Origin of the sequence: Modestobacter sp. VKM Ac-2984 (assembly GCF_026967985.1) — a bacterium.
In the GTDB taxonomy this organism is placed as follows: Bacteria; Actinomycetota; Actinomycetes; order Mycobacteriales; family Geodermatophilaceae; genus Modestobacter.
The window spans coordinates 36120-60732 of the sequence record NZ_JAPVBJ010000011.1; the positions used below are offsets into that span (position 1 = coordinate 36120).

At 72.9% G+C, this 24613-nt stretch carries 23 protein-coding genes; 13 read left to right on the top strand and 10 right to left on the bottom strand.

All coding sequences use genetic code 11. The features are described 5' to 3' along the window. The first annotated feature begins 173 nt into the window (after positions 1-173). Complete coding sequence (locus O2W16_RS19675) at positions 174-2405, top strand: PhoX family protein (protein ID WP_269160526.1); 2232 nt, start codon at positions 174-176, stop codon at positions 2403-2405. A 62-nt stretch (positions 2406-2467) separates the two neighbouring features. Here the strand turns inward: O2W16_RS19675 and O2W16_RS19680 are convergent, their stop codons facing one another. The 5 genes from O2W16_RS19680 to O2W16_RS19695 all read right to left on the bottom strand — a co-directional run bounded on the left by O2W16_RS19680 (position 2468) and on the right by O2W16_RS19695 (position 6055). Continuing rightward, complete coding sequence (locus tag O2W16_RS19680; protein WP_269160527.1) at positions 2468-2761, bottom strand: 4a-hydroxytetrahydrobiopterin dehydratase; 294 nt, start codon at positions 2759-2761, stop codon at positions 2468-2470. A gap of 23 nt (positions 2762-2784) precedes the next feature. Next, positions 2785-3498, bottom strand: coding sequence for a phosphoadenylyl-sulfate reductase (locus O2W16_RS19685; protein WP_269160528.1), 714 nt, complete (start codon positions 3496-3498; stop codon positions 2785-2787). A gap of 163 nt (positions 3499-3661) precedes the next feature. Next, positions 3662-5341 carry a nitrite/sulfite reductase gene (locus O2W16_RS19690; RefSeq protein ID WP_269160529.1) on the bottom strand — a complete coding sequence of 560 codons (1680 nt, stop codon included), beginning with the start codon at positions 5339-5341 and terminating at the stop codon, positions 3662-3664. Between the two features lie 93 nt (positions 5342-5434). Then, complete coding sequence (locus tag O2W16_RS21735; protein ID WP_442928922.1) at positions 5435-5539, bottom strand: putative leader peptide; 105 nt, start codon at positions 5537-5539, stop codon at positions 5435-5437. Between the two features lie 33 nt (positions 5540-5572). After that, complete coding sequence (locus O2W16_RS19695) at positions 5573-6055, bottom strand: RrF2 family transcriptional regulator (protein WP_442928923.1); 483 nt, start codon at positions 6053-6055, stop codon at positions 5573-5575. Between the two features lie 27 nt (positions 6056-6082). Here O2W16_RS19695 and O2W16_RS19700 point away from each other — a divergent pair, with 27 nt between their 5' ends. From O2W16_RS19700 to O2W16_RS19735, 8 genes are all read left to right on the top strand, one after another. After that, positions 6083-6847 carry a (deoxy)nucleoside triphosphate pyrophosphohydrolase gene (locus O2W16_RS19700; RefSeq protein WP_269160531.1) on the top strand — a complete coding sequence of 255 codons (765 nt, stop codon included), beginning with the start codon at positions 6083-6085 and terminating at the stop codon, positions 6845-6847. A gap of 354 nt (positions 6848-7201) precedes the next feature. After that, entirely contained in the window at positions 7202-8920 is a 1719-nt protein-coding gene (locus tag O2W16_RS19705) for an ABC transporter family substrate-binding protein (RefSeq protein ID WP_269160532.1), read from the top strand. Positions 8921-9147: 227 nt separating this feature from the next. Then, complete coding sequence (locus O2W16_RS19710; RefSeq protein ID WP_269160533.1) at positions 9148-10137, top strand: ABC transporter permease; 990 nt, start codon at positions 9148-9150, stop codon at positions 10135-10137. Between the two features lie 27 nt (positions 10138-10164). Beyond that, positions 10165-11121: an ABC transporter permease gene (locus tag O2W16_RS19715; protein WP_269160534.1), complete on the top strand. Its 957-nt coding sequence runs from the start codon at positions 10165-10167 to the stop codon at positions 11119-11121. 8 nt (positions 11122-11129) lie between these two features. Further along, positions 11130-12428 carry an ABC transporter ATP-binding protein gene (locus O2W16_RS19720; protein WP_269160535.1) on the top strand — a complete coding sequence of 433 codons (1299 nt, stop codon included), beginning with the start codon at positions 11130-11132 and terminating at the stop codon, positions 12426-12428. Beyond that, positions 12425-13489 carry an ABC transporter ATP-binding protein gene (locus tag O2W16_RS19725; RefSeq protein WP_269160536.1) on the top strand — a complete coding sequence of 355 codons (1065 nt, stop codon included), beginning with the start codon at positions 12425-12427 and terminating at the stop codon, positions 13487-13489. The genes O2W16_RS19720 and O2W16_RS19725 overlap by 4 nt, the downstream gene beginning before the upstream one ends. 159 nt (positions 13490-13648) lie before the next feature. Continuing rightward, complete coding sequence (gene mshB / locus O2W16_RS19730) at positions 13649-14554, top strand: N-acetyl-1-D-myo-inositol-2-amino-2-deoxy-alpha-D-glucopyranoside deacetylase (RefSeq protein WP_269160537.1); 906 nt, start codon at positions 13649-13651, stop codon at positions 14552-14554. Further along, positions 14551-14967: a DUF6113 family protein gene (locus O2W16_RS19735; RefSeq protein WP_269160538.1), complete on the top strand. Its 417-nt coding sequence runs from the start codon at positions 14551-14553 to the stop codon at positions 14965-14967. Before mshB ends, O2W16_RS19735 begins: the two co-directional genes overlap by 4 nt. Here the strand turns inward: O2W16_RS19735 and O2W16_RS19740 are convergent. Continuing rightward, positions 14924-15676, bottom strand: a complete 753-nt coding sequence (locus O2W16_RS19740) for a GNAT family N-acetyltransferase (RefSeq protein ID WP_269160539.1) — start codon at positions 15674-15676, stop codon at positions 14924-14926. The genes O2W16_RS19735 and O2W16_RS19740 overlap by 44 nt on opposite strands. Before the next feature lie 17 nt (positions 15677-15693). Continuing rightward, positions 15694-18543, bottom strand: coding sequence for a bifunctional diguanylate cyclase/phosphodiesterase (locus O2W16_RS19745; protein ID WP_269160540.1), 2850 nt, complete (start codon positions 18541-18543; stop codon positions 15694-15696). A 199-nt stretch (positions 18544-18742) separates the two neighbouring features. Between O2W16_RS19745 and fdxA the strand changes: the two genes are divergently transcribed. Further along, on the top strand, positions 18743-19069 hold the full coding sequence (fdxA, locus tag O2W16_RS19750) for a ferredoxin (protein ID WP_269160541.1): 327 nt from the start codon (positions 18743-18745) through the stop codon (positions 19067-19069). A gap of 11 nt (positions 19070-19080) precedes the next feature. Next, positions 19081-20169, top strand: a complete 1089-nt coding sequence (dapC, locus tag O2W16_RS19755) for a succinyldiaminopimelate transaminase (RefSeq protein WP_269160705.1) — start codon at positions 19081-19083, stop codon at positions 20167-20169. Positions 20170-20175: 6 nt separating this feature from the next. On the opposite strand, the gene O2W16_RS19760 is transcribed toward dapC, so the two are convergent. Further along, positions 20176-21108 carry an AraC family transcriptional regulator gene (locus tag O2W16_RS19760; RefSeq protein ID WP_269160542.1) on the bottom strand — a complete coding sequence of 311 codons (933 nt, stop codon included), beginning with the start codon at positions 21106-21108 and terminating at the stop codon, positions 20176-20178. 81 nt (positions 21109-21189) lie between these two features. Between O2W16_RS19760 and O2W16_RS19765 the strand changes: the two genes are divergently transcribed. Both O2W16_RS19765 and O2W16_RS19770 read left to right on the top strand, forming a co-directional pair. Then, the gene (locus O2W16_RS19765) at positions 21190-22023 is read left to right on the top strand and encodes an NAD(P)H-binding protein (RefSeq protein WP_269160543.1); all 834 of its coding nucleotides are present in this window, start codon (positions 21190-21192) and stop codon (positions 22021-22023) included. Further along, on the top strand, positions 22020-22490 hold the full coding sequence (locus O2W16_RS19770) for an anthrone oxygenase family protein (protein WP_269160544.1): 471 nt from the start codon (positions 22020-22022) through the stop codon (positions 22488-22490). Before O2W16_RS19765 ends, O2W16_RS19770 begins: the two co-directional genes overlap by 4 nt. Positions 22491-22492: 2 nt before the next feature. On the opposite strand, the gene O2W16_RS19775 is transcribed toward O2W16_RS19770, so the two are convergent. Then, positions 22493-23431, bottom strand: coding sequence for a hypothetical protein (locus O2W16_RS19775; RefSeq protein ID WP_269160545.1), 939 nt, complete (start codon positions 23429-23431; stop codon positions 22493-22495). Between the two features lie 107 nt (positions 23432-23538). Next, positions 23539-24522 (bottom strand): 2,3,4,5-tetrahydropyridine-2,6-dicarboxylate N-succinyltransferase, encoded by a 984-nt coding sequence (gene dapD / locus O2W16_RS19780; RefSeq protein ID WP_269160546.1) that lies wholly within the window; start codon positions 24520-24522, stop codon positions 23539-23541. Positions 24523-24613 lie beyond the last annotated feature (91 nt).

A 24613-nucleotide genomic window follows, 5' to 3' on the forward strand; every position in this document is an offset into this window, starting at 1 on the left:
GCGCGTCCGGCTGCGGCGAGCCGACGCCACGCGTCGCCGGTCGGGTGTCGGGGACGACACGCCCGACACGCACAGGGTCCACAGGCAACACTGGATTCGCCGTCCGTTCACCGGTTGGATGACCTGGCCGACCTAGCGTCTGTGGAACGTCCCCCCCGACCAGAGGACTCCCCATGACGGACATCGTCCCTGCCCGCCGCCGGCTCCTGCTGCCGCTCCTGAACTCGGTTCGGCATGGCAGCCGCAGCCACACCACGTGCTTCTACAAGTGCGGCAACGCCTGCGACGCCCCCGTGCCGAACAAGACGGACAACCCGACCATCGGCGAGGTCGTCGAGGGCGCGTTCAGCCGACGGACCATGCTGAAGGCCGCCGGGGCCGGGGCGCTGGTGGTGGCGGCCGGTCCGCTGCACGCCGCCCCGGCGCGGGCCGACGAGGCGGACCTGCTGAACTGGCGGCCGGCGCCCAACGCGCCGCTCACCTTCGAGCCGGTCGAGCAGAACCTCCTCGACGAGCTGGTCACCGCCACGGGCTACACCTACGGCGTGGTGATGCGCTGGGGCGACCCGGTGCTCCCGGACGCCCCGGACTTCGACGTCGACGCCCAGACGCCGGAGGCCCAGGCCATGCAGTTCGGCTACAACTGCGACTACATCGGGCTGCTGCCGCTGGACCGGAAGGGGCGGCGGGCGCTGCTGGTGGTCAACCACGAGTACACCGACGAGCAGCTGATGTTCGCCGGCGTGGCCGACGAGGAGGCGCCGACCACCGAGGTGCAGAAGCGCATCGCGATGATGGCCCACGGCATCTCGGTGGTGGAGCTGCGTCGGGAGGGCAACGCAGGCAACTGGCAGCCCGACCGGCGGGGGAAGCGCAACCGTCGCATCACGGCGGTGACGCCCTTCGAGCTGACCGGCCCGGTGGCCGGCTCGGAGTACGTGCAGACCAGCGCCGACCCCGCGGGCCGGCACGTCCTCGGGACGCTGAACAACTGCGCCGGCGGGATGACGCCGTGGGGCACCACCCTGCACGGTGAGGAGAACTTCAACCAGTACTTCGGGGCGTCGGCCGCGATCGCCGAGGACCCGAAGGAGCCACGGTGGTCCCGCTACGGGATCTCCACCGAGGAGCCCCCGGGCCGCCGGTGGGACGAGATCGACCCCCGGTTCGACATCGTCGCGGAGCCCAACGAGGCGAACCGCTTCGGCTACGTCGTGGAGCTCGACCCGTACGACCCCACGTCCACCCCGAAGAAGCGCACCGCCCTCGGTCGCTTCAAGCACGAGGGCGCCAACGTCCAGATCGCCGAGGACGGCCGGGTCGTGGCGTACTCCGGTGACGACGAGCGGTTCGACTACATCTACAAGTTCGTGTCCAAGGCGCGTTACCGGCCCGGCATCGACCGTGCGTCGCGGGCGCACAACATGACCCTGCTGGAGGAGGGCGACCTCTACGTCGCGCGCTTCACCGGCGACTCGCCGCCGGAGCAGATCGACGGCCTGGCGAGCGTGCCGGCCGACGGGGAGTTCGACGGCACCGGCCAGTGGATCCCGTTGGTGAAGGACGGGCAGTCGATGATCCCGGGGAAGTCGGTGCCCTGGGTGCTCACCTTCACCCGGCTGGCCGCTGACCGGCTGGGCAAGGAGCTGGACGCCAACGGCGACTTCCCCGACCCGGCGGCCCCGGTGGTCCTCGACCCGTCCCAGCTGCCCACCCGGATGGACCGGCCCGAGGACATCCAGGTGAACCCGGTCAACGGCCGGGTCTATGCGGCACTGACCAACAACTCCCAGCGCGAGGTCGCCGACGAGCCGAACCCGGTGTCCCGGTCCTTCGCCTTCGACGTCGAGGACGGCACCTACGAGGAGCGGGCCGGCAACCGCAACGGGCACGTCCTGGAGTGGCTGGAGACCGACGGGATCGCCGGGGACGACTTCTACTGGCGGGTGTTCATCGTGGCCGGTGACCCGGAGACCCCCGGGACGTACTTCGCCGGCTACGACAAGAGCCAGGTCAGTGCGCTGTCCTGCCCGGACAACCTGGAGTTCGACCTGTCCGGCAACCTGTGGATCTCCACCGACGGGAACGTGCTCTCCACCCGGAACCGGGAGGTCGGCACCTACGCCGGGACCAACGACGGGCTCTTCGCCGTGCCGACGGCGGGACCGGAGCGCGGTCACCTCAAGGCGTTCCTCACGGTGCCGATCGGTGCGGAGTGCAGCGGGCCGCTGATCACGCCGGACTCCCGCTCGGTGTTCGTCTCGGTGCAGCACCCCGGGGAGACCGCCGGGTCGACGCGTGAGTCGCCGTCGAGCGCCTGGCCGGACCAGCTGGCCGAGCGGCCGTACCCGCGCCCCAGCGTGGCGGTCGTCTTCCGGACCGACGGCGGTCGGATCGGCAGCTGAGTCGAGGAGGACGGGACCCCGGCCGCGCTCCGCGGCCGGGGTCCCGCCTCAGCGGCCCGGCCTCAGCCGGGGAAGAGCACGTCCACCCGGCGGGCGAGCTCCAGGTCCAGCTCGGTCAGCCCACCGGCAGAGTGGCTGACGACGGCGAGCCGCACCGTCGTCCAGCGCAGGTCCATGTCCGGGTGGTGGTCCAGCTGCTCGGCGACGTCGGCGACCACGCTGATCGCCTCGACCGCCGCGCGGAAGGTCGGCAGCTGCAGCGTGCGTTCGATGCCGTCCGGGCCGCCGGTCCACAGCGGCAGCCGGGACAGCTCGGTGGCGACGTCGTCGGGGGAGAGGCGCGGCGGGCGGGGCACCCGCTCATCCTGGCGCGCTCAGCTCACGTGTGCAGGCCGCACTCGACCTTGTTCTTGCCGGCCCAGCGGCCGGCGCGCGGGTCCTCGCCCGGGGCGACCGGGCGGGTGCAGGGCGCGCAGCCGATCGAGGCGTAGCCGATCTCCGACAGCGGGTTGACCGGCACCTGGTGCTCGGCGATGTAGGCGTCCACGTCGTCCTGTGTCCAGGCGGCGAGCGGGTTGACCTTCACCATGCCGCGCTTGGCGTCCCAGTCGACGACCTTGGTGCCGGTCCGGGTGGCCGACTCGTCGCGGCGGACGCCCGAGCCCCAGGCGGTGAAGCCGGCCAGCGCCTGCGCCAGCGGCTGGACCTTGCGCATCGAGCAGCACAGGTCGGGATCGCGCTCGTAGAGCTTCGCCCCGTGCTCAGCGTCCTGCTCGGCGACGGTGCGCGGCGGCTGGACGTTGTGCAGCGTGATCGGCAGGACGCTGGTGATCCAGTCGCGGGTGCCGATCGTCTCGGCGAAGTGGTACCCGGTGTCCAGGAAGACGACGTTCACCCCGGGGACGGCGCGGCTGGCCAGGTGTGCCAGCAACCCGTCGGCCATGGAGGAGGTGATGGCGAAGGACTCGCCGAACGTCTCCCCGGCCCAGGTGAGCACGGCCAGCGCCTGCTCGACGGGGTCGGTGATGCCCGCGAAGCGCGCATCGGCCTCCGCCGCGAGCTCCGGCGTCGGCGTGGTGATGGCGATCGTCATGGGTTCCGCACCCCCGTTCCGGTCAGCCGCAGGGTGAAGGTCCGCAGGCAGGCACCGCAGTGCCAGCCGGTCGATTCGTCACCGTGCGGGGTCAGGTCCTCTTCGCCGCAGTACGGACAGTGGAACGGTGGCAGCTGCCGCGTCCTTCCGGCTGTGCTGTCTGTCACACCAGCCACTCGTCGTCCGCCCGGGCGACGTAGGCGGCGAACCGCTCGCCGGGCTCACGACGGTCCAGGTAGCCGCGGAGCACCCGCTCGCAGTAGTCCGCCGTCTCGTCCTTGGTGATCTTGTGACCGCGGAACTTGCGGCCGAACGAGGCATCGACGCCGAGGTGACCGCCCAGGTGGACCTGGAAGCCCTCGACGCTCTCGCCCTCGGCGTTGCGGACGATCATGCCCTTGAAGCCGATGTCGGCGGTCTGGAACCGGGCGCAGCTGTTCGGGCAGCCGTTGACGTTGATCCCGATCGGCTCGTCGAACTCCGGCAGCCGGCGCTCCAGCTCGGCGTAGAGCTCCTGGGCGTGCTGCTTGGTCTCGACGATCGCGAGCTTGCAGAACTCCAGCCCGGTGCAGGCCATGGTGCCGCGGCGGAAGGCGCTCGGGCGCACCAGCAGGTCGTGCTCGGCCAGTGCGTCCACCAGGTCCTCGACCCGGTCGTCGGGGACGTCCAGGATGACCAGCTTCTGCTGCGTCGTGGTCCGGATCCGCCCGCCCTGGGTGCCGTACTCCTCGGCCAGGTCGGCGATCCGGGTGAGCAGCGTGCCGCTGATCCGGCCGGTGCGCAGCGCGAAGCCCAGCGCGTTGTTGCCGTCCTTCTGCTTGCTGACCCCGACGTGGTCGCGCTGGTCGTGCTTCGCCGGGGCCGGGGCCGGGCCGTCGGGCAGCTCGGCGTGCAGGTACTCGTCCTGCAGCACCTGGCGGAACTTCTCCGGGCCCCAGTCGGCCATCAGGAACTTGATCCGGGCGTGGTTGCGGGACCGGCGGTAGCCGTAGTCCCGGAAGATCGAGGTGCACGCCGCCCAGACGCCGGTGACCTGGTCGGGGCGGACGAAGACGCCGATCCGCTTGGCGAACATCGGGTTGGTCGACAGGCCGCCGCCGACCCACAGGTCGTAGCCGGCCTCGCCGGCGGAGTTCACCACGCCGACGAAGGAGACGTCGTCGATCTCGGGCTCGGTGCAGTGGTCGACGCAGCCGGACATCGACGTCTTCCACTTGCGCGGCAGGTTGCTGAACTGTGGGTCGCCCAGGTACTTCGCGACCGTCTCGGCCAGCACCTCGGAGGCGTCGATCACCTCGTCCTCGAGGATGCCTGCCATCGGGCAGTTCAGCATCACGCGCGGCACGTCGCCGCAGGCCTCCATCGTGCTCAGGCCGACCGATTCGAGCCGCCGCCAGATCTCCGGCACGTCCTCGATCCGGATCCAGTGGTACTGGACGTTCTGGCGGTCGGTGACGTCGGCGACGTCCCGGCCGAACTCGGTGCTGATCCCGCCGAGGACCCGGAGCGACTCACTGGTCAGCGCCCCGCCGTCGATCCGGGCCCGCATCATGAAGTACGAGTCCTCGAGCTCCTCGGCCTCCAGCACGGCGGTCTTGCCGCCGGGGATGCCCTGCGCCCGCTGGGTGTACAGGCCCATCCAGCGCATCCGCCCGCGCAGGTCGCCGGGGTCGATGCCGTCGAAGCCGGTGTGCGCGTAGATGTCCAGGATTCGCTGGCGGACGTCCAGGCCGTCGGAGTCCTTCTTCATCCGCTCGTTCGGGTTCAGCGGCTCGCGGTAGCCCAGCGCCCACTGGCCCTGTCCGCGGACGGGGCGGTTGCTGCTGCGGGTGGGGGTCGACACGTCAGTCGTTCTCCTCTGCGCCGGCACGGGAGCGTGCGCGACGCGGCCGGGTGTGGGTGCAGCAGGGAGGCTGCGGGGGAGCGGTGGCCGTGGTCAGCGCGCGGCGCGACACGCGGCGCTGGAGACCCGCGCCAGATCGACGTGCAGGCGCTCCACGAGGAGGGCGCCGCAGTCCGTCACGGTTCGATCGTGCCACACGTACGGCCTCGGGGCTCGGGACCGCTGCGGCGGTCACTCCGCGGCCGGGACGCCGAAGGAGCGCCAGGCGCTCTCCAGCTCGATCATCTCGGCCACCGACGGCGGCATGGTGCCGTCGACGACGTCGGCCAGGGTCACGTTCTCCAGCACCCGGCGGTAGGCCTCGCGGGCCGCCACCCACACCGAGGCCAGCGACTCGGCCGCCCCCGGGTACTCGACGTCCTCGGGGCGCTGCCCGTGCACCTCGGCGAGGAACCCCTGCTCGACCCGCATGACCCGGGCGATGGAGATCTCCGACGGTGGCATCGCCAGGCGGTAGCCGCCCTCCCGGCCGCGCTGGCTGGTCACCAGCCGGGCGTGCTGCAGGTCGCCGAGGATGGCCTGCAGGAAGCGGGCCGGGATGCCCTGCGCCTGGGCGATCCGCTCGGAGGTGAGCGAGCCGGGCGCCACGGCGGCCAGTTCGACGGCAGCGCGGACGGCGTAGTCGACCCGGGCAGAGATGCGCACGACGGCCATCCTGCCGTGTCTGGGACGCTGCTCCCCGTGTTCCAGCTGCGGTTCACCACCTTGGTGGAGGCACCTCTGACCGTCGCCTTCGACGTGGCCCGGTCCCTGGGTCGCCCGTGGCCGGCCCCGCTGCAGGAGGTCGTCTCCGAGCGGCCCTGGCGCGACGTCCAGGTGGCGGCCCCGGGCAGCGGCTGGCGGGCCCTGGTCCACACCCGTTCCTTCACCGCCACCGCAGCCGGCACGCTGGTGACCGATCAGGTCGAGGTGGAGGCGGCGCTGCCGGGCCGGCTGGGCGCCCTGGCCGCCCGGGCGGTGCTGCGGCGCCGCGTCGTCCGGGCGATGCAGGCCCACCTGGACGCGTACGCGTCCGCAGCAGCGCAGCGGGCGCGGGAGGTGACCCAGGTGGTCGGGGCCGCGTTGGTCGACGACCGGCGGCGGGTGCTGGTCGCCCAGCGGGGCTCGGGGTCGCTGGCCGGGCTGTGGGAGTTCCCCGGCGGGAAGGTCGAACCGGGGGAGTCGGAGTTGTCGGCGTTGGTCCGGGAGTGCCGGGAGGAGCTCGGCGTCGGCATCTCGCCCCGGTCCTTCCTCGGGGAGGTGCCGCTGGACGGCGTCGTCGCCGGCGGCGTGCCCGGCGCCTCGACCCTGCGCGTCTGGTGGGGCCGGATCACCGCGGGTGAGCTGGTCGCCCACGAGCACAGCGAGCTGCGCTGGCTGGGGTCCGACGAGCTGGAGGAGCTGGCCTGGATCCCTGCCGATCGCCCGCTGCTCCCCGCCGTGCGCGCGCTGCTGGCCGGCGTCTGACGCCCGGCTGGGGAGGACGGGCAGCGCGCACGCTGCGTGAGCAGGGCAGGACGGCGCCATGATCGCCTGTCCCGAACCTGCGTCGCACGACCGGAAAGTCTGCGGTCCAGAGCCCCGTGTTGCCGAGAAGTTCCAGTCCGCTCACGGTGGTCCTTTGCACAGGTCACAAAATGATGACGGCCGTGGACGGCCTCTTCCGGCTCTGCCTAGGGTTCGGCCGTTGCGCTTGTCGGAAAGCGATTCGTCAGCTGGATGACAGCGCGTGTTCATGTACGAGCCCAGTCCGCCCGGCGATCCCCGGTCGGTCAGACCTGATCGTCCCCCCGCACTCGCGGGTCGAGGAGGCAAGCGAACGTGAAGTTGAGCAAGCGCACTTCCATGCTCATCGCTACCGGGCTCACCGGCGCGATGGCGCTCTCCGCGTGCGGCGGTGGCAGCGAGGACAGCGAAGGCGGCGAGGCCAGTGGTGGCTCGGGTCGTGTCGTCTTCGGTGAGTCGACCGATTTCCCGGAGAACCTGTACCCGAACATCGCCGCGGGCAACGCCACCTCGGTGGCCAACGTCCTGATCAAGGTGCTGCCCTCGGCCTACCAGGTCCAGCCCGACTTCACCGTCGAGTTCAACGAGGACCTCTTCACCGGCGAGCCGACCCTCGAGGAGGTCGACGGCCAGCAGGTGAACACCTACGAGATCAACCCGGACGCGGTGTGGAGCGACGGCACCCCGATCACCGCGGACGACTTCAACTTCACCTGGCGGGCCAACCGCAGCGGTGACCCGGCCGACGGCGGCTGCCCCGCGGTCCTGTCGACCACCGGCTACGAGCAGATCGCCTCGGTCGAGCCCGGCGAGGACGAGAAGACCGTCGTCGTGACCTACGAGACGCCCTTCGCCGACTGGCAGGGCAACTTCGAGAACCTGCTGCCGGCCCACCTCATGGACTCCGACGACCCGGCCGCGGTCTGCGAGACGATCACCGAGGGGTGGCCGATCGCGGAGGGTCTGCCGGAGGGCATCTCCGGTGGCCCGTGGCAGGTGTCGAACATCGACGCCGGCGCGCAGGTCATCGTGCTCGAGCCCAACCCCGAGTGGTGGGGCGACGGGCCGCAGCTCGAGCAGCTGATCATCCAGAACATCGGCAACGACCCGACGGTCGCCGTCCAGGGTCTGCAGAGCGGTGAGCTGGGCGTCATCTACCCGCAGCCGCAGCTCGACCTCGTCGAGCAGGTCCAGGCCCTGGAGCCGAACGTCGAGAGCGAGATCAACTTCGGTCTCACCTTCGAGCACCTCGACCTCAACACCCAGGACCCGCACCTCGCGGACCCGCTGGTGCGCCAGGCCCTCGCCTACGCCCTGGACCGCCAGGAGATCGTGGACCAGACCGTCGGGCAGTTCTCCTCCGACGCGCAGGTGCTGAACAACCGGATCTGGCTGAACACCCAGCCGGAGTACGAGGACACCGCCCCCGAGCAGGTCAAGACCCAGAACGTCGAGGAGGCCCGCGCGCTGCTGGAGCAGGCCGGCTACACCGCCGGCCCGGACGGGTTCTACACCCACCCCGAGCGTGGCCCGCTGGACATCGCGATCGACACCACGGAGAACAACCCGCTGCGGGCGACCACGATCGAGGTGATGATCCCGCAGCTGGCCGAGGCCGGGATCAACGCGTCGCTGAACATCAACCCGGACATCTTCGCCGGTGCCGAGTCGCCGACCTCGCTGGAGGGTGGCGGCTTCCAGGCAGCGCTCTTCGCCTGGGTGGGCAACCCGTTCATCACCTCCTCGCAGTCGATCTACCAGACGCCGCAGGGTGACAACATCCAGCAGAACTACAGCCGGATCGGCAACCCCGAGATCGACGCGCTCTTCGCCGAGCTGGCCACCGAGCCGGACCGCGAGCGGCAGGCCGAGCTGGGCAACCAGATCGACGGCCTGCTCTGGGAGCAGATGGCCACCATCCCGCTCTACCAGAAGCCGACCTTCGTGGCGCACCAGGCGAACATCGAGGGTGTGCAGGACAACCCGACCGAGGCCGGTCCGCTGTGGAACTCGGAGACCTGGACGGTCGAGTGACCTCCAGCTCCACCCTGCACGGCTGAGCACGACCGAGCACGACCGCACCACCCGATGCCCGGCGCCGCCCTCGGCGGCGCCGGGCACCGGCTGCCGCGGCCCCCGGGGAGACCGTTCCCGGGGGTCGCGGCGCGTCCGGACCCAGCACGACCTGCGGGGGTCCGGTGAAGGCACGCTGAACTGGTCGTTCGACCGGACAGCTTCCGCTCCCGGCGTAAGGTCACCACATGTTCTTCTTCACGATCCGGCGTCTGCTCGCGTCGGTCCTCGTGTTGCTGGTCAGCTCGTTCCTGGTGTTCGCGCTGTGCGCGGCGAGCTTCGACCCGCTGGAGAGGTACTACACGCAGAACCCCCGGCCGCCGGAGTCGTTCTTCAACAACCTGCGCGAGACGCTGGGCCTGAACGACAACTTCTTCGTCCGGTACTGGCGCTGGCTCTCCGGGGTGGTCACCGGCGACTTCGGCGAGACGATCAACGGCACGCCGGTCGTCGACCAGCTCCTCCCCCGGATGCTGGTGACCGGGCGGATGATCATCGGTGCGATCGTGATCGCCGTCCTGCTGGCGATCATCGTGGGTGTCATCGGTGCCGTCCGGCAGTACAAGGCGTCGGACTACACCTTCACGTTCATCGCCTACATCCTGATCGCCCTGCCGACCTTCTGGTTCGCCGCGCTGCTCAAGGAGTACGTCGCCGGCGGCGTGAACGACCTGTTCGGGGAACAGGTGCTCTACACACTCGGTGAGGAGACGCCGGGGTTGTCGCTGTACGCCTCCGGCTGGGAGCTCTGGTCCGACCGGCTCGGGCACCTGGTGCTGCCCACGGTGAGCCTGGCCGCACTGTCCTTCGCCGCCTGGAGCCGCTTCCAGCGGGCAGCGATGCTGGACGTGCTCGGGTCGGACTACATGCGGCTGGCCCGGGCCAAGGGGCTGACCTACCGCCGCGTCGTCTTCAAGCACGGGCTGCGCAACGCGCTGATCCCGCTCACCACGGTGGTCGCGCTCGGCGTGGGCACGCTGTTCGGCGGTGCGGTCATCACCGAGACGGTGTTCGTCTGGCACGGCATGGGCGAGTACCTGCTCAGCAACGGCATCCGCCAGGAGGACACCAACGTGGTCCTGGGCTGGCTGCTGGTCAGCGCCGTGTTCATCGTCGTCTTCAACCTGGTCGCCGACATCCTGTACGCGGTGCTCGACCCGCGCATCCGGCTGTCCTGACCCGGCATCGCGAGAAGGAACGAGCCCATGGCCACCACTCAGACCACCACCGGACCCGTGGTCCCCGCGACCCCCGGCACCCCCGAGGGGGGCGGGGTCGAGCGCGAGTTCACCGTCAAGGCGCGCAGTCAGCGCCAGCAGATCGTCGGCCGCTTCCTGCGCAACAAGGTGGGCATGACCGGGCTGGTCATCTTCCTGCTGCTGCTGGCGTTCGGGTTCCTGGGCCCGCTGGTGACCGGCATCGACTACGCCGACCAGGACAGCGGCTCCCAGTCGGTCCCCCCGGGCACCGCGGGGTACCTGCTGGGCAGCGACGCGATCGGCCGTGACCTGATGGCCGGGATCATGACCGGGGTGCAGCGCTCGCTGTTCATCGTGCTGCTCTTCGTCGCCATCGCACTCCCGCTCGGCCTGCTGGTCGGGGCGCTGGCCGGGTACTTCGGCACGTGGGTCGACAGCGTCCTGATGCGGCTGGTCGACCTGATCCTCACCGTGCCGCTGCTCGTCGTGCTGATCGTCGTGGCCAGCAACTTCCCGGGCTCCCGCACCCCGCTGGGCGTCGGCATCATCCTCGGCCTCTTCGGCTGGCTGGACCTCGCGCGGATCGTGCGCAGCCAGTTCCTCTCCCTGCGGGAGAAGGAGTACGTCGAGGCCGCGCACGCGATGGGCGCCTCCAATGTGCGGATCATCTTCAAGCACCTGATCCCCAACGCGCTGGGGTCGCTGATCGTCTGGACGACGCTGGCCGCCGCCACCGCGATCATCCTCGAGGCATCGCTGACCTACCTGGGCTTCGGCGTCAACGGCGCCAACCAGACCTCGCTGGGGCGGCTGGTGTCCGACGGTGTGCAGGCGGCGAGCACCCGCCCCTGGCTCTTCTACTTCCCCGGCATCACCCTGCTGATCATCGTGCTGTCGATCAACCTGATCGGCGACGGGATCCGGGATGCCTTCGACCCGAGCAACCGCCGCGTGCGGGCCTGAGGAGCTCCATGTCCACGATCGGGACCACGGGCCCCGCCATGTCCGGTGCCACCTCCACGGGGGCCATGACCCAGGGTCGGACCACCAGCCTCCCCGGCTTCGACCCGAGCGCGCCGCTGCTGGAGGTCACCGACCTCAACGTCCGGTTCCCCACCGAGGACGGCCTGGTGCACGCCGTCCGCGGGGTCGACTACAGCCTGCGCTCCGGTGAGGTGCTGGGCATCGTCGGCGAGTCCGGCTCCGGGAAGTCGGTGACGTCGCTCGCGGTGATGGGGCTGCTGCCCGGGTCGGCGCGGGTCACCGGATCGATCAAGTACCGCGGCCAGGAGCTGCTGGGGCAGAGCGACCGGAGCATGTCGCGGATCCGCGGCAAGGGTGTCTCGATGATCTTCCAGGACCCGATGACGTCGCTGGACCCGGTCTACAAGATCGGGGCGCAGATCGAGGAGACGCTGCGCATCCACGACAAGCAGCTGTCGTCCAAGGCCGCGGAGGCGCGGGCGGTCGAGCTGCTGGAGCTGGTCGGCATCCCGAACGCCGGCGACCGCGTGGACGCCTACCCGCACGAGTTCTCCGGCGGCATGCGCCAGCGGGTGGTCATCGCGATCGCGATGGCGAACCAGCCGGAGGTGATCATCGCCGACGAGCCGACGACGGCCCTGGACGTCACGGTCCAGGCGCAGATCCTCGAGGTGCTGCAGACCGCCCTCCAGGAGACCGGCGCCGCGATGGTCATGATCACCCACGACCTGGGCGTCGTCGCCGGGATCGCCGACCGCGTCCTGGTCATGTACGCCGGCCGGCCGGTGGAGATCGGCAGCGTCGAGGACATCTACTACGAGCCCCGGATGCCGTACACGCTCGGGCTGCTGGGCTCGCTGCCCCGGCTGGACTCGACCAGTCGCGAGCGGCTCACCCCGATCAAGGGCGCGCCGCCCTCGGTGGTCAACATGCCGCCTGGCTGCCCCTTCGCCCCGCGCTGCCCGCTGCACATCGCCGAGTGCGACGAGGCCGAGCCCGAGCGGTTCCAGGTCGGGCCCGGTCACACGGCCGCCTGCATCCGCACCGAACAGGTCGCGGCCGCGCACGGACGGGCCGCCGACATCTTCAGCGAGTCCGCCGACGACGCGGCCCTGGCCGCGGACCGGACCCCCGCCGGGGTCGCCCTCGCCCAGGACGACCTGGACGATGACGGTCCCGCCGTCCCGCCCGGCGACCAGACCTCGCCACGGGCCGGGCTCGGTGACGCCGGCACCCAGAGCGTCGTCAGCTCCCCGCCACGCCCCACGAACGGAGACCGGGCATGACCGCCCCCACCACCCAGCGGCCTGCCGGCGGCGCCCCCGACCGCGGTGAGCCGATCCTCTCGGTGCGCGGCCTGGAGAAGCACTTCCCGATCAAGGGCGGCGGCCTGGTCAAGCGGACCGTCGGGGCGGTGCGTGCCGTCGACGGCATCGACCTGGACCTCTACCCCGGTGAGGTGCTCGGGCTCGTGGGTGAGTCCGGGTGCGGCAAGTCCACGACCGGGCGCGCCATCCTCAACCTCCAGCCGGCCACCGCCGGCTCGGTGGTCTTCCAGGGGCGGGAGCTCGTCGGGCTGGACCGCAAGCAGATGCGCCCGCTGCGCCGGGACATCCAGCTGATCTTCCAGGACCCCTACGCCTCGCTGAACCCGCGGCTGCCCGTCTTCGACATCGTCGCCGAGCCGATGGTCATCCACGGGCTCACCAAGGACCAGGCCGAGCTCCGCTCGCGGGTGCGGGCGCTGGTGGAGACCGTCGGGCTGAACCCCGAGCACACCAACCGGTACCCGGCCGAGTTCTCCGGCGGGCAGCGCCAGCGCATCGGCATCGCCCGGGCGCTCGCCCTGCAGCCCAAGGTGCTGGTCCTCGACGAGCCGGTGTCGGCGCTGGACGTCTCGATCCAGGCCGGCGTCATCAACCTGCTCGAGGACCTGAAGAACGAGCTGGGGCTGAGCTACCTGTTCATCGCCCACGACCTGTCGGTGGTCCGGCACATCTCCGACCGGGTCGCGGTCATGTACCTGGGGCGGATCATCGAGATCGCCGACCAGGAGGAGCTGTTCAGCCGGCCGGCGCACCCCTACACGCAGGCCCTGCTGTCGGCGATCCCGCTGCCCGACCCGCGCCGCGAGCGTGCCCGCCAGCGGATCATCATCAGCGGCGACGTCCCGAGCCCGGCCAACCCGCCCTCGGGCTGCCGGTTCCGCACCCGCTGCCAGAAGTTCGCCAACGAGCTGACCGACGGGCAGCGCGAGTTGTGCCTGACCGTCGACCCGAAGCTCGAGGACCGCGGCGCCGGCCACCTCAACGCCTGCCACTACGCCGAGGTCAAGTCGGTGCTCTGACATGGCGATCCTGACGGATCGCATCGCGGCCAGGTGCCGTCCCCGCTCTCGCTGAGCCGTTTCGTCGGATCCGAGCAGGACCCTCCGGGCCCGTGCTCGGATCCGACAGCCCTCCGGGCGTGGTGGGTGCGCGAAGGCCGCTGTCCGCACTCCAGGAAGATGGACCCTGTGACTGCTCCACGCCGGCTGATGCTCGTGCACGCCCATCCCGACGACGAGACGATCAACAACGGGGCCACGATGGCCCGGTACGTCGCGGAGGGGGCTCAGGTCACCCTGCTCACCTGCACGCTGGGGGAGGAGGGAGAGGTGCTGGTGCCCGAGCTGGCCCAGCTCGCCGCCGACCAGGCCGACCAGCTCGGTGGGTACCGGATCGGTGAGCTGGCCGCGGCCATGGCGGCGCTCGGCGTCACCGACTGGCGGTTCCTCGGCGGGGCGGGCCGCTACCGGGACTCCGGGATGATGGGGACGGCGGCGAACGAGCACCCGCGCGCCTTCTGGCAGGCCGACCTGGACGAGGCGGTGGCGCACGCGGTCGCCGTCCTCCGCGAGGTGCGCCCGCAGGTCCTGGTCACCTACGACGAGGACGGCGGCTACGGCCACCCGGACCACGTCCAGGCGCACCGGGTCGCGATGGGCGCCGTCGAGGCGGCCGCCGACCCCGGCTACCGGACCGATCTCGGGCCGGCCTGGCAGGTCGAGAAGGTCTACTGGAACGCCATGCCCCGCTCGGTGGTGCAGCGGGGCATCGACGCGATGGCCGCCCTGGGGGAGGAGTCCCCCTTCGCCTCGCTGGGCGACCTGGACGAGGTGCCGTTCGCCGTCGCCGACGACGTCGTCACCACCGAGGTCGACGCCCGCGCCCACGCCGGCGCCAAGGAGGCGGCGATGCGCGCCCACCCGACCCAGATGACCGTGGACGGCCCGTTCTTCGCGCTGTCGAACAACCTGGGCCAGGAGGTGCTGGCCACCGAGCACTACCGGCTGGTGCGCGGGGAGCGGGGCCCGGCCGGGGCGGGCCCGCAGGGCTGGGAGGACGACCTGTTCGCCGGGCTGCCGGGGTGAGGCTGCTCCGACTGCTGGGCTGGTCGGTCGTGGCGGTGGTCGTGTCCGCCTGGCTCGCGCTGGTCGAGGTCTTCTGGCTGCCCTGGCGGGTCGCCGGGGTGCCGGTGCCGATCTCCCTGCTCGTCGCCGTGGTCGGCAACCTGCTGCTGGTCGACGCGGCCCGCCGGCTGTCCGGCTCCCGGCTGGTGGCCGTCCTCCCGGCCGTCGTCTGGCTGGTCATCGTGCTGGCCGGCACGATGCGCCGTCCGGAGGGCGACCTGCTGCTGGCCGGCGGCAACGCCGTCACCCAGGCGACCACCCTCGGGTTCCTGCTGGTCGGGGTGGTCGCCGCGGCGTTCGCCGTCGGCCGGGCGCTGGGCGCCCCGCCGGTCAGGCCGGCCGGTGCCGGTAGTGGTAGCGGTGGTGCTCGATGAACCCCGCCTCCCGGTAGAGCGCTCGCGCAGCGGCGTTCCCCGCGGTGACCTGCAGGTAGGTGGAGTGGGCGCCCCGCTCGGCCGCCCAGCGGCCCAGCGCCGCCATCACGGCGGTCGCCAGCCCGCGGCGCCGGTGCTCCTCGGCGACGGTCACCGCGGTGACGCCCAGCCAGCCGTCGGTCAGCGCACCCCGGCCGACCGCAGCCAGCGGGGCCGGTGCCGGGTCCAGCCGCACCGCCGCGAAGACGACGTCCGCGGCGGAGGTCAGCACCTGGCGGGCGCCCGGCGGCAGCGGTGCCCCGCGGTGCCGGTACCCGGCCAGCCAGGCGTCGTCCGGCGTGGGGGAGAGGTCGACCGGGACGGCCGGCTCGGCCGGCCGACCGACGGGTGCGGTGAGCATCAGCACGTCCTCGTCCCGGGTCCAGCCGGCCGCGGCGAAGGCGGCGTCGGCGCGCCGGGACTGGACGCCGGGCAGCTGGGCGGCCGGCCGGAGCCCTCGTTCGTCGTACCACCGGGAGACGGCGGCGACCGCCTCGGACAGCGGCACCCCGGGGTCACCGACGACCAGGGCGGAGTTGGCCCGCCCGGTGAAACCGCCGCCGGCGCGCAGCAGCCAGTCGCCCAGCCGCTCCTCCTCCAGTGCCTGCCAGCCACGTGCAGCGAGCAGTTCCAGCTCCGGTACCCCCAGGGGTGAGCGCCTCTGTCCCATGGGTCGATCCTGCGGTCTCAGCCGGGCAGCGGCGTCGCCGGGGTCGGCAGCTGCTGGGCGAGCCAGTCGAGGAACTGCTCGGCCGGCATCGGTCGGGCCACGTGGTAGCCCTGGGCGACGTCGCAGCGCCACTCCCGCAGGGCCGCCAGTGCGGCGGCGTCCTCGACGCCCTCCACCACTATCGTCATCCCGAGGTCCCGGCCCAGCTGCACCGTGCTCCGCACGATGGCCGCGGCTCGGACGTCGGAGGTGAGCTGGCCGACGAAGCTGCGGTCCAGCTTCAGCTCGTGCACCGGCAGCGCACGCAGGTACGTCAGGGACGAGTAGCCGGTGCCGTAGTCGTCGATGGAGAGCCGGACGCCGAGCGCCCGCAGCCCGGCGAGGACCTGGGAGCTGCGCGCCGCATCGGCCATCAGCACGTCCTCGGTGATCTCCAGGGTGAGCGCCGGGGCGGGCACGCCGGTCGCCTCCAGCAGCATCGCGACCTGGTCGGGCAGGGCGACGTCGGCGAGGTTGGACACCGACAGGTTCACCGCGACCGACAGGTCGTGGCCGGCGGCGCGCCAGCCCTGCAGGTCGCGGAGCGAGCGCTCCAGCACCCGCAGCGCCAGCCGGCGCATCAGGCCGGCCTGCTCGGCGAGGCCGAGGAAGGCGTCCGGGGTGAGCAGGCCGCGCTCGGGGTGCGCCCACCGCACCAGCGCCTCCACGCCGGACACCCGACCGGTGTGCAGGTCCAGCTGCGGCTGGTAGTGCGGGACGAGCTGGTCGGAGTCCAGGGCGCCGCGCAGCTCCTCGAGGGTCTGCAGCCGGTCCCGCGGGTCCGCCTCGCCGTCCGGGGTCCAGACCTGGGCGCCGTCGCGGGCCCGCTTGGCCGAGTACATCGCGGTGTCGGCCCGGGCGAGCAGCAGCGAACGGTCCCGGCCGTGGTCGGGACACACGGCGATACCGACGCTGGCGTCGACGTGCAGCGACATGCCGTCGAGCACGAACGCCTCCCGCAGGGCCGCGCCGATCCGGTCGGCCACCTCCTGTGCCCGGGCCGTGTCGGCGTCGGGCAGCAGGACGGCGAACTCGTCACCACCCATCCGGGCCAGCAGGTCCGTCGGCGCCAGCGGCTCCTGGAGGCGGGGTCCGACCAGCCGCAGCAGCTCGTCGCCCACGCTGTGCCCGAAGCTGTCGTTGACCTCCTTGAAGCGGTCCAGGTCGATCATCAGCACTGCACAGGACCGGGCCGGCGTCGCGTAGACGGTGCGCTCCAGCTCCTCGGTGAAGCGCCGCCGGTTGGCCAGCCCGGTGAGCGGGTCGTTGTGCGCCTCGCGGGCCAGTTGCTGGACGCGCAGCTGCTCGACCGCCCGAAGCTCGGCGTTCTGCACGACCAGGGCGCCCTCGAGCACCACCTGGTGGACCGCCTGGCGCAGCGCCGGTGGCCACTCGGCGGCCCCGCTGGAGGAGCCGGTGACGACCATGCCCAGCAGCCGGTCACCGGACAGCAGCGGCACGGTGAGGTAGGCGGTGAGGTTCAGTGCGCGCACCAGGTCGGCGTCCAGCAGGTCGCTGGCGACGGCGTCGGGGACGAAGACCGGGCGGCGGTCGCGGGCGGTCAGCTGCCACAGCCGGACGTCGCTGACGTCCCGGCCGACCAGCCGGTCGCGGATCACGCCGATGTTCTCCTCGGACCAGCCGACGTGGCGGACCTCGGTGAGTCGACCGGCGTCGTCGACCAGGAAGGCGGCGCTGCGCTCGGCGCCGGTCAGCCCCCGGACGACGGTGGCCAGCACCTCGGCGGCCTCGGCCACCCCGGTCACCGATGTCCCGTCCACGAGCAGTTGGCGGACGGCGCGCGCCGTGCTGAGCGATGCGGCACGGGCCTCGGTGGCGCGGGCGTGTTCGATGACCCCGCCCAGGTGGGCCCCGGCGGCCGAGGCGAGCCGGCGGACGTCCTCGGGGAAGGGGTGGATCGAAGGGCTGTCCAGGGTCAGGACGCCGGACAGCTGCGGGCTGCGGCCCAGGGGCACGGCCAGGCCGGAGGCGATGCCGAACGCATCGACCCACCAGCCGGCCAGCAGGTCGGAGTCCCGGTCGGCGGTCAACGGCCGGCCGGTGCGGAGCACCTCGTCGGCCAGCCGGAGCGGCTCCGGTGCCTGGCGGAACTGCGTCCACGAGTCCGGGTCGCGCCGGCCGTCGGCGTAGCTGGCCATCCGTGGCACCAGGACGCCGTCCTCCAGCAAGAACACGCAGGCGCGGTGCACCTCGCCCAGCGCGGCCAGCTGCTCGCACGCCGAGCCGAGCAGCTGGTCCATCGACCGGGCGAGGGCGGCGCTCTCGATCAGCCCGAGCAGCACGTCGGACTGGGCCAGCCGGCGCTGCGCCGACCGTCGCGTCCAGGCCTCCTGCAGGGCCAGGGCCAGGCGTGGGGCCGCGTGCCGGAGCTGTGCCGCCGAGGCCGCGGCGGCCGGTTCGATGATGAGGGCGCCGACGACGTCGTCGCCCACCAGGAGCGGTTCGCCGTGGGCCGAGCGGACGCCGTACCGGCCCGCCTCGTCGGCGAGGGACTGCGGGGCGTCGTCCTGGTGCATGTTCAGGGTGCGGCGCTCGCCGATCACGGCGGACATCACCGGGGAACGGTCCAGCGACAGCGGCACCCGCTCGGAGGCCGGCACCTGACCGACCGGCTCGCCGGACCGGACCTGCCGGAAGGGGAACGCGACGCCGGTGCTCGCCTCGTGCACCCAGACCGCCACCCGGCTGGCGCCGGAGCTGCGCTGCAGCCGGAGCATCAGCTGCTCCAGGGCGGCGACCGCGTCGTACGGCGAGGGCGGGCGCTCGGCTGCCTGCGCACCTGCAGCGGACGTCGGGACCTCTGACACACCTCTCCATCGGCGGCACGGGTCGGCGCTTGAGCATGTGCGGCAGGTCACCCCCCGATCGGGGGGCACGGTCCGGTGGTGTGTCGGCGGCCCACCCGTCGCGCTGAGCGAGGGGGCTTCGGGTGATACTGGGGATGATCGATCCGCAGTCCCTGGTCCGCCAGGGAGCTCACCGCCCCGCACGTCCCGGAGGAACCCCGTGACCTACGTCATCACCCAGGCCTGTGTCGACGTCCTCGACAAGGCGTGCATCGACGAGTGTCCGGTGGACTGCATCTACGAGGGCGACCGGATGCTCTACATCCACCCCGACGAGTGCGTGGACTGCGGTGCCTGTGAGCCGGTCTGCCCGGTGGAGGCCATCTACTACGAGGACGACGTCCCGGACAAGTGGAAGGACTTCTACAACGCCAACGTGGAGTTCTTCTCCGACTTGGGCAGCCCCGGTGGCGCCGCCAAGACCGGCAAGATCGACAAGGACCACCCGCTGGTCGCCGCGCTCCCGCCGCAGGGTGAGGGCAACTGAGCACGGTCCGGCTGCCGGACTTCCCCTGGGACTCGCTGGGTCCTGCCCGCGCTCGCGCCGCTGAGCACCCCGGCGGTGCGGTCGACCTGTCGATCGGCACGCCGGTCGACCCGACCCCGCCGCTGCTGGGGGAGGCGCTGGCCGCGGCCGGCGACGCCCCCGGGTACCCGACAGCGCTGGGCACCGCGGACGTGCGGCGGGCCGCGGCCGGCTGGCTCAGCCGCCGGCTCGGCGTCGAGCTCGCCGACCCCCTCGGGGCCGATCCGTCGGTGATCCCGACGGTCGGCTCCAAGGAGCTCGTCGCGCTGCTGCCGACGCTGCTGGGGCTGTCCGGCACCGGGACGGTGCTGATCCCGGAGGTCGCCTACCCGACCTACGAGGTGGGCGCCGTCGTGGCCGGGCTCGCCGTGCAGCGCACCGACACCCCGCCGGCAGGGCGCGGTGACGCCGTCCTGGTCTGGCTGAACTCGCCGGGCAACCCGCACGGCCGGGTGCTCACCGACGACGAGCTGCGTGCATGGGTCGGCTGGGGCCGGGCGCACGGCGTGCCCGTCGTCGCCGACGAGTGCTACATCGAGCTGGGCTGGGGCGACGTCCACCCGCGGTCCCTGCTGCACCCCGACGTTGCCGGGCCCGAGCACGCCGGGCTGCTGGCCGTCCACTCGCTGTCCAAGCAGTCGACGGCGGCGGGCTACCGCGCCGGTCTGCTGTCGGGCGACCCGGCGCTGGTCCGCCGGGTGTGGGAGGTGCGGCGGCACCTCGGTCTGCTCGTGCCGACACCGGTGCAGGCGGCCATGGCCGCGGCGCTGGCCGACGACGGGCACGTGGACGCCCAGCGGGAGCGCTACCGGTCCCGCCGCGACCGGCTGGCTCCGGCCGTGCGGGCCGCCGGTGCCCGGATCGACCACTCCGCGGCCGGCCTGTACCTCTGGGTGACCCGGGACGAGGACTGCTGGGCGACGATCGACTGGCTCGCCGGACTCGGCATCGTGGCCGCCCCCGGCAGCTTCTACGGCCCCGCCGGGAGCCGGCACGTGCGGATGGCGCTCACCGCCACCGACGAGCGGATCGACGCCGCCGTGGAGCGCCTCTCCCGCTGAACGGCGTCAACCCGCCAGCGACGAACGGTGGGCGGCCGGGCTGACCCCGGTGGCCCGCTTGAACGCGGTGCTCAGCGCGAACGGGCTGGCATAGCCGACCCGGCGGGCGATGCCGGACAGGGTCAGCGTGCGGTCGCGCAGCAGGTCGGTGGCGAGCGCGATCCGCCAGCTGGTCAGGTAGCCCATCGGCGGCTCGCCGACCAGGTCGGTGAACCGGCGCGCCAGCGTGGCCCGGGCGACCCCGACCGCGTCGGCGAGCGAGGCGACGGTCCACGGCTCGGCCGGGCGGTCGTGCATCAGGGTCAGCGCCGGCCCGACGACCGGGTCGCCGGCAGCGACGTACCAGCCGGGGGCGCGCGCCTCCGGCCGGGCGGCCCAGACCCGCAGCGCGGAGACGAGGGTGACGTCCAGCAGCCGGTCGAGCACGGCCTCCTGGCCGGGCGCCTCCCGGGCCACCTCCGCGGCGAGCAGCCGGGTCACCGCAGCGGTGCCCTCGTCGGCGGGGACGACCACCAGGGGCGGGAGCGCCCGCACCAGCCGCTCGCCCACCGCGCCGGGTTCGGCATAGGTGCCGGTGAGCAGGACGGTGTCTCCTTCGGCGTCGTTGCCCCACGCCCGGGTGCCCAGGTCGGTCATCCCGGCGCCCGGCCCCACGGGGGTGCACCGCTGCCCGGGGCCGACGGTCACCTGCGGCGGCGTCGACGGCTGGTCGGCCACCGTGTAGTGCTGCGGGCCGCGGACCAGGGCGACGTCACCGGCGCCGATGCGCTCGGTGCGGCCGTCGGCGAGCACCACCCACGCCGAGCCACGCAGGACGGCGACCAGGGTCAACGGCGCCTCGTCGGCGATCCGCATCGACCAGGGTGGGCTGAGCAGGGAGCGCAGCAGGAAGGCGCCGCGGGCGTGCGGACCGTCGAGCAGACCGGAGACGGCGTCCATGCGGCGCAGCGTAGACGCTGGCGCATGTCCTTGCGGCTCCTGACCATGGATCGTCTCGCTTCCCGACGCTGTACTGACGTCATGACCGAACAGCTGATCCTCGTGACCGGCGGCACCGGGATGACCGGCAGCCGCATCGCCCGTCGACTGCGCGCCCGGGACGTGCCCGTCCGGGTCGCCTCCCGGAGCTCCGCCTGCCGGCTCGACTGGGCCGACCCCGCCACCTGGGACGCCGCCCTGGCCGGGGCGTCGGCGGTGTACCTGGCGTACGCGCCGGACCTCGCCGTCCCGGGGTCGGACGACGTCCTGACCGCCTTCGCCGAGCGGGCCGCCCGCGCCGGCGTGGGCCGGGTCGTGCTGCTGTCCGGGCGGGGCGAGCCCGCCGCGCAGCGGGCCGAGCAGGCGGTGCAGCGGACGGCCACCGGCGCGGGGCTCGGGTGGACGGTGGTGCGGTGCAGCTGGTTCGTGCAGAACTTCACCGAGGGGCAGTTCGCCGACGCGGTGCGCGCCGGTGAGCTCGCGCTGCCCGTGGACGACGTGGTCGAGCCGTTCGTGGACGCCGACGACATCGCCGAGGTGGCCGTCGCCGCACTGCTGGACGACGGGCACGCCGGACGGACCTACGAGCTGACCGGCCCGCGGGCGCTCGGCTTCGGTGCGGCCGTGGCCGAGATCGCCGCGGCGACGGGCCGGCCGGTGGCCTTCCGGCCGATGCCGCTGGGGGAGTTCACCGCCGGCCTGGCCGAGCACGGTGCGCCGCCGGAGGTGGTGCAGCTGATGACCCACCTGTTCACCGAGGTCCTGGGCGGCCGCAACGCCGCGCCCGCCGACGGCGTGCAGCAGGCGCTGGGCCGCCCGGCCACCGACGTCACCGACGCGGTGCGCCGGAGCGCACTCGCCGGGACCCGGCGATGAGCGGGGATCGCGCCCCCGTGCTGGTCGTCGCGACCGTCGGGTCGGGGCTGGTCGCCGGGGCCTTCACCGTCTTCGGGCTGATGGTGCTGCCGGCCCTGACCGCCCTGCCCGGTGCCGCCGGTGCGACGGCCATGCAGTCGGTCAACCGTGCCGCCGTCCGTCCCGGGTTCATGACGCTGCTCTTCGGCACGGCGCTGGTCTGCCTGGTGCTGGGCGGCGTCGAGCTGGCCGGGCAGCGCCGGCCCGCCGTGCTCACCGGTGCCGCGCTCCACCTGTTCGGCGTCGTCGGGGTCACCGTGCTGGCCAACGTGCCGCTCAACGACGCGCTGGCCCGGCTGGACGCCGCCGCGCCGGGAGCGGCGGAGACGTGGCGGGAGAACGCGGCCCGCTGGGGCAGGTGGAACACCGTGCGCGCGCTCGCCGCGACGGGTGCGGCGACTGCGTTCGTGCTCGTGCCGACCGACTGAGCTCAGCTCAGCTGAAGCTGGAGCGGCAGCTCGAAGGTGCTCGGGGTGCTCTCCCAGCCCACCGCCGGGGTCCAGCGCCAGCCGTCCTTCGTGACCTCGGTGAGCCCGAACCGCTCGGCGTGCGTCACCGCCCAGGTGGCCTCCGGCCAGCCGGCGTCGGCGATCGTCACGGTGCCGTCGGTCTCGACGGTGGGCGCGCCGGCCTCCCGCCGGGCGGCCTCGGTGACCAGCGCCGTCCGCTCCGCCACGGTGGCCGGTTCTGCAGCTGGCGTGTAGCTGCACGAGAGCTGCCCCGGCTGATCGGCGAGCAGAGCGGGGGCCAGAGACTCTGCCATCGCGGTCCACTGTCGGTAGGCGAGCGGGAAGGCGCTGCGCTGAACAGCGTCTGCCACGGTCGTCAGGTCTCCGGTCTCCCAGTCCGGCACCTTCACCAACCCGTCGAAGAACTTGCCGGCCGAGTAGACCGGGTCCTGAACCTGGGCTTCGCTGCCCCAGCCCTGGGAGGGCCGTTGCTGGAAGAGGCCGAGTGAGTCGCGGTCGCCGTAGTCGAGGTTGCGCAGCCGGGACTCCTGCTGGGCGGTCGCCAGCGCGATCACGGTGGCCCGTGGCGGCAGCCCACGGGAGCGGGCCACCGCGGCGATCGTCGCGGCGTTGGCGGCCTGCTCGGTGGTGACGGTGACGTCCGAGCCGGGCACGGCGCACCCGGCGGGCACCGACGGCGTGCCCTCCTCCTCGCGCCAGACCAGGGCGACGGCGGCGATCAGGACGGCGACGACCAGCAGCGGCCACAGGCCGCCCGCACGGGACCTGTGTGCGGTCCTGCGGGCAGGGGGGCGAGCCGCCGGCCGGCCCGCTCGGGCCTGCGGCCGGCTCGACGGGCGACCCGACGGGCGAGCAGCCCGGGCCGGGGGCCGTCGGCTCGCGACCGGGCTGCTGACCATCGCGCCGATGGTAGGTCGCCGCGCTGTCAGTCAGCTGGACGTCGGTGGCCTGCGCGGCGGTCGTGTCCGGTGGGGAGGACGAGCCCGATGAGCCGGTCTCGCCCGCGTCAGTTGGCGTGCAGTGCGGCGTTGAGCGCGCCCCAGTCGCCGTCGCGGGGCAGGGCCTCGAGCGCGCCGCTGAGGGAGTTGCGGCGGAACAGCAGGCCGCTGCGCCCGGAGAGCTCGCCGCCCTTGATCGACGTCCCGTCGGGGAGCAGCACCTTCGACCCGGCGGTCACGTAGCAGCCGGCCTCGACCACGCAGCCGTCGCCGAGGGAGATGCCGATGCCGGCGTTGGCGCCGAGCAGGCAGCCCTTGCCGATCGAGATGACCTGCTTGCCGCCACCGGACAGCGTGCCCATGATCGAGGCGCCGCCACCGATGTCGGAGTCGGCGTCCACGACGACCCCGGCGCTGATCCGGCCCTCCACCATCGAGGGGCCCAGCGTGCCGGCGTTGAAGTTGACGAAGCCCTCGTGCATGACCGTGGTGCCCTCGGCGAGGTGGGCCCCCAGCCGGACCCGGTCGGCGTCGGCGATCCGCACACCGGAGGGGACGACGTAGTCGACCATCCGCGGGAACTTGTCGACCCCGAAGACGGTCAGGTGCCCGGCCTCCGACCGCAGCCGGGCCCGCACCGCGTCGAGCTCGGTGGCGAGCACCGGGCCCGCGCTGGTCCAGGCGACGTTGGCCAGCAGCCCGAAGACGCCGTCCACGTTGACCCCGTGCGGCCGCACCAGCCGGGCGGACAGCAGGTGCAGGCGCAGGTAGACGTCGTGGGCGTCGACGGGCGGGGCGGAGAGGTCGGCGATGGTGGTGGAGACGGCGACCGACTGCACGCCGCGGGCGTCGTCGGTGCGCACCAGCCCGGAGAAGTCCGGCCCGAGCAGCCCCTCCAGCTCCAGCACCCCGATCTGCTGGGTGCCGCTCTCGCCCTGGTCGGCACCGCTGAGCGCCGGCGAGGGGAACCAGGTGTCGAGCACGGTCCCGTCGGCGGTGAGGGTGGCGATGCCGACGCCGTTCGCGCCGGTGGTCTCTGCAGCGGTCGTCACGGGCAGTCAGGCTACCCAGGGCGCCGCGGCCCGGCCTGGCTGCAGGGGTCCGGTGCGGGCGTCGGCGAGGGTCCGGGGGAGCCGGGTCCTC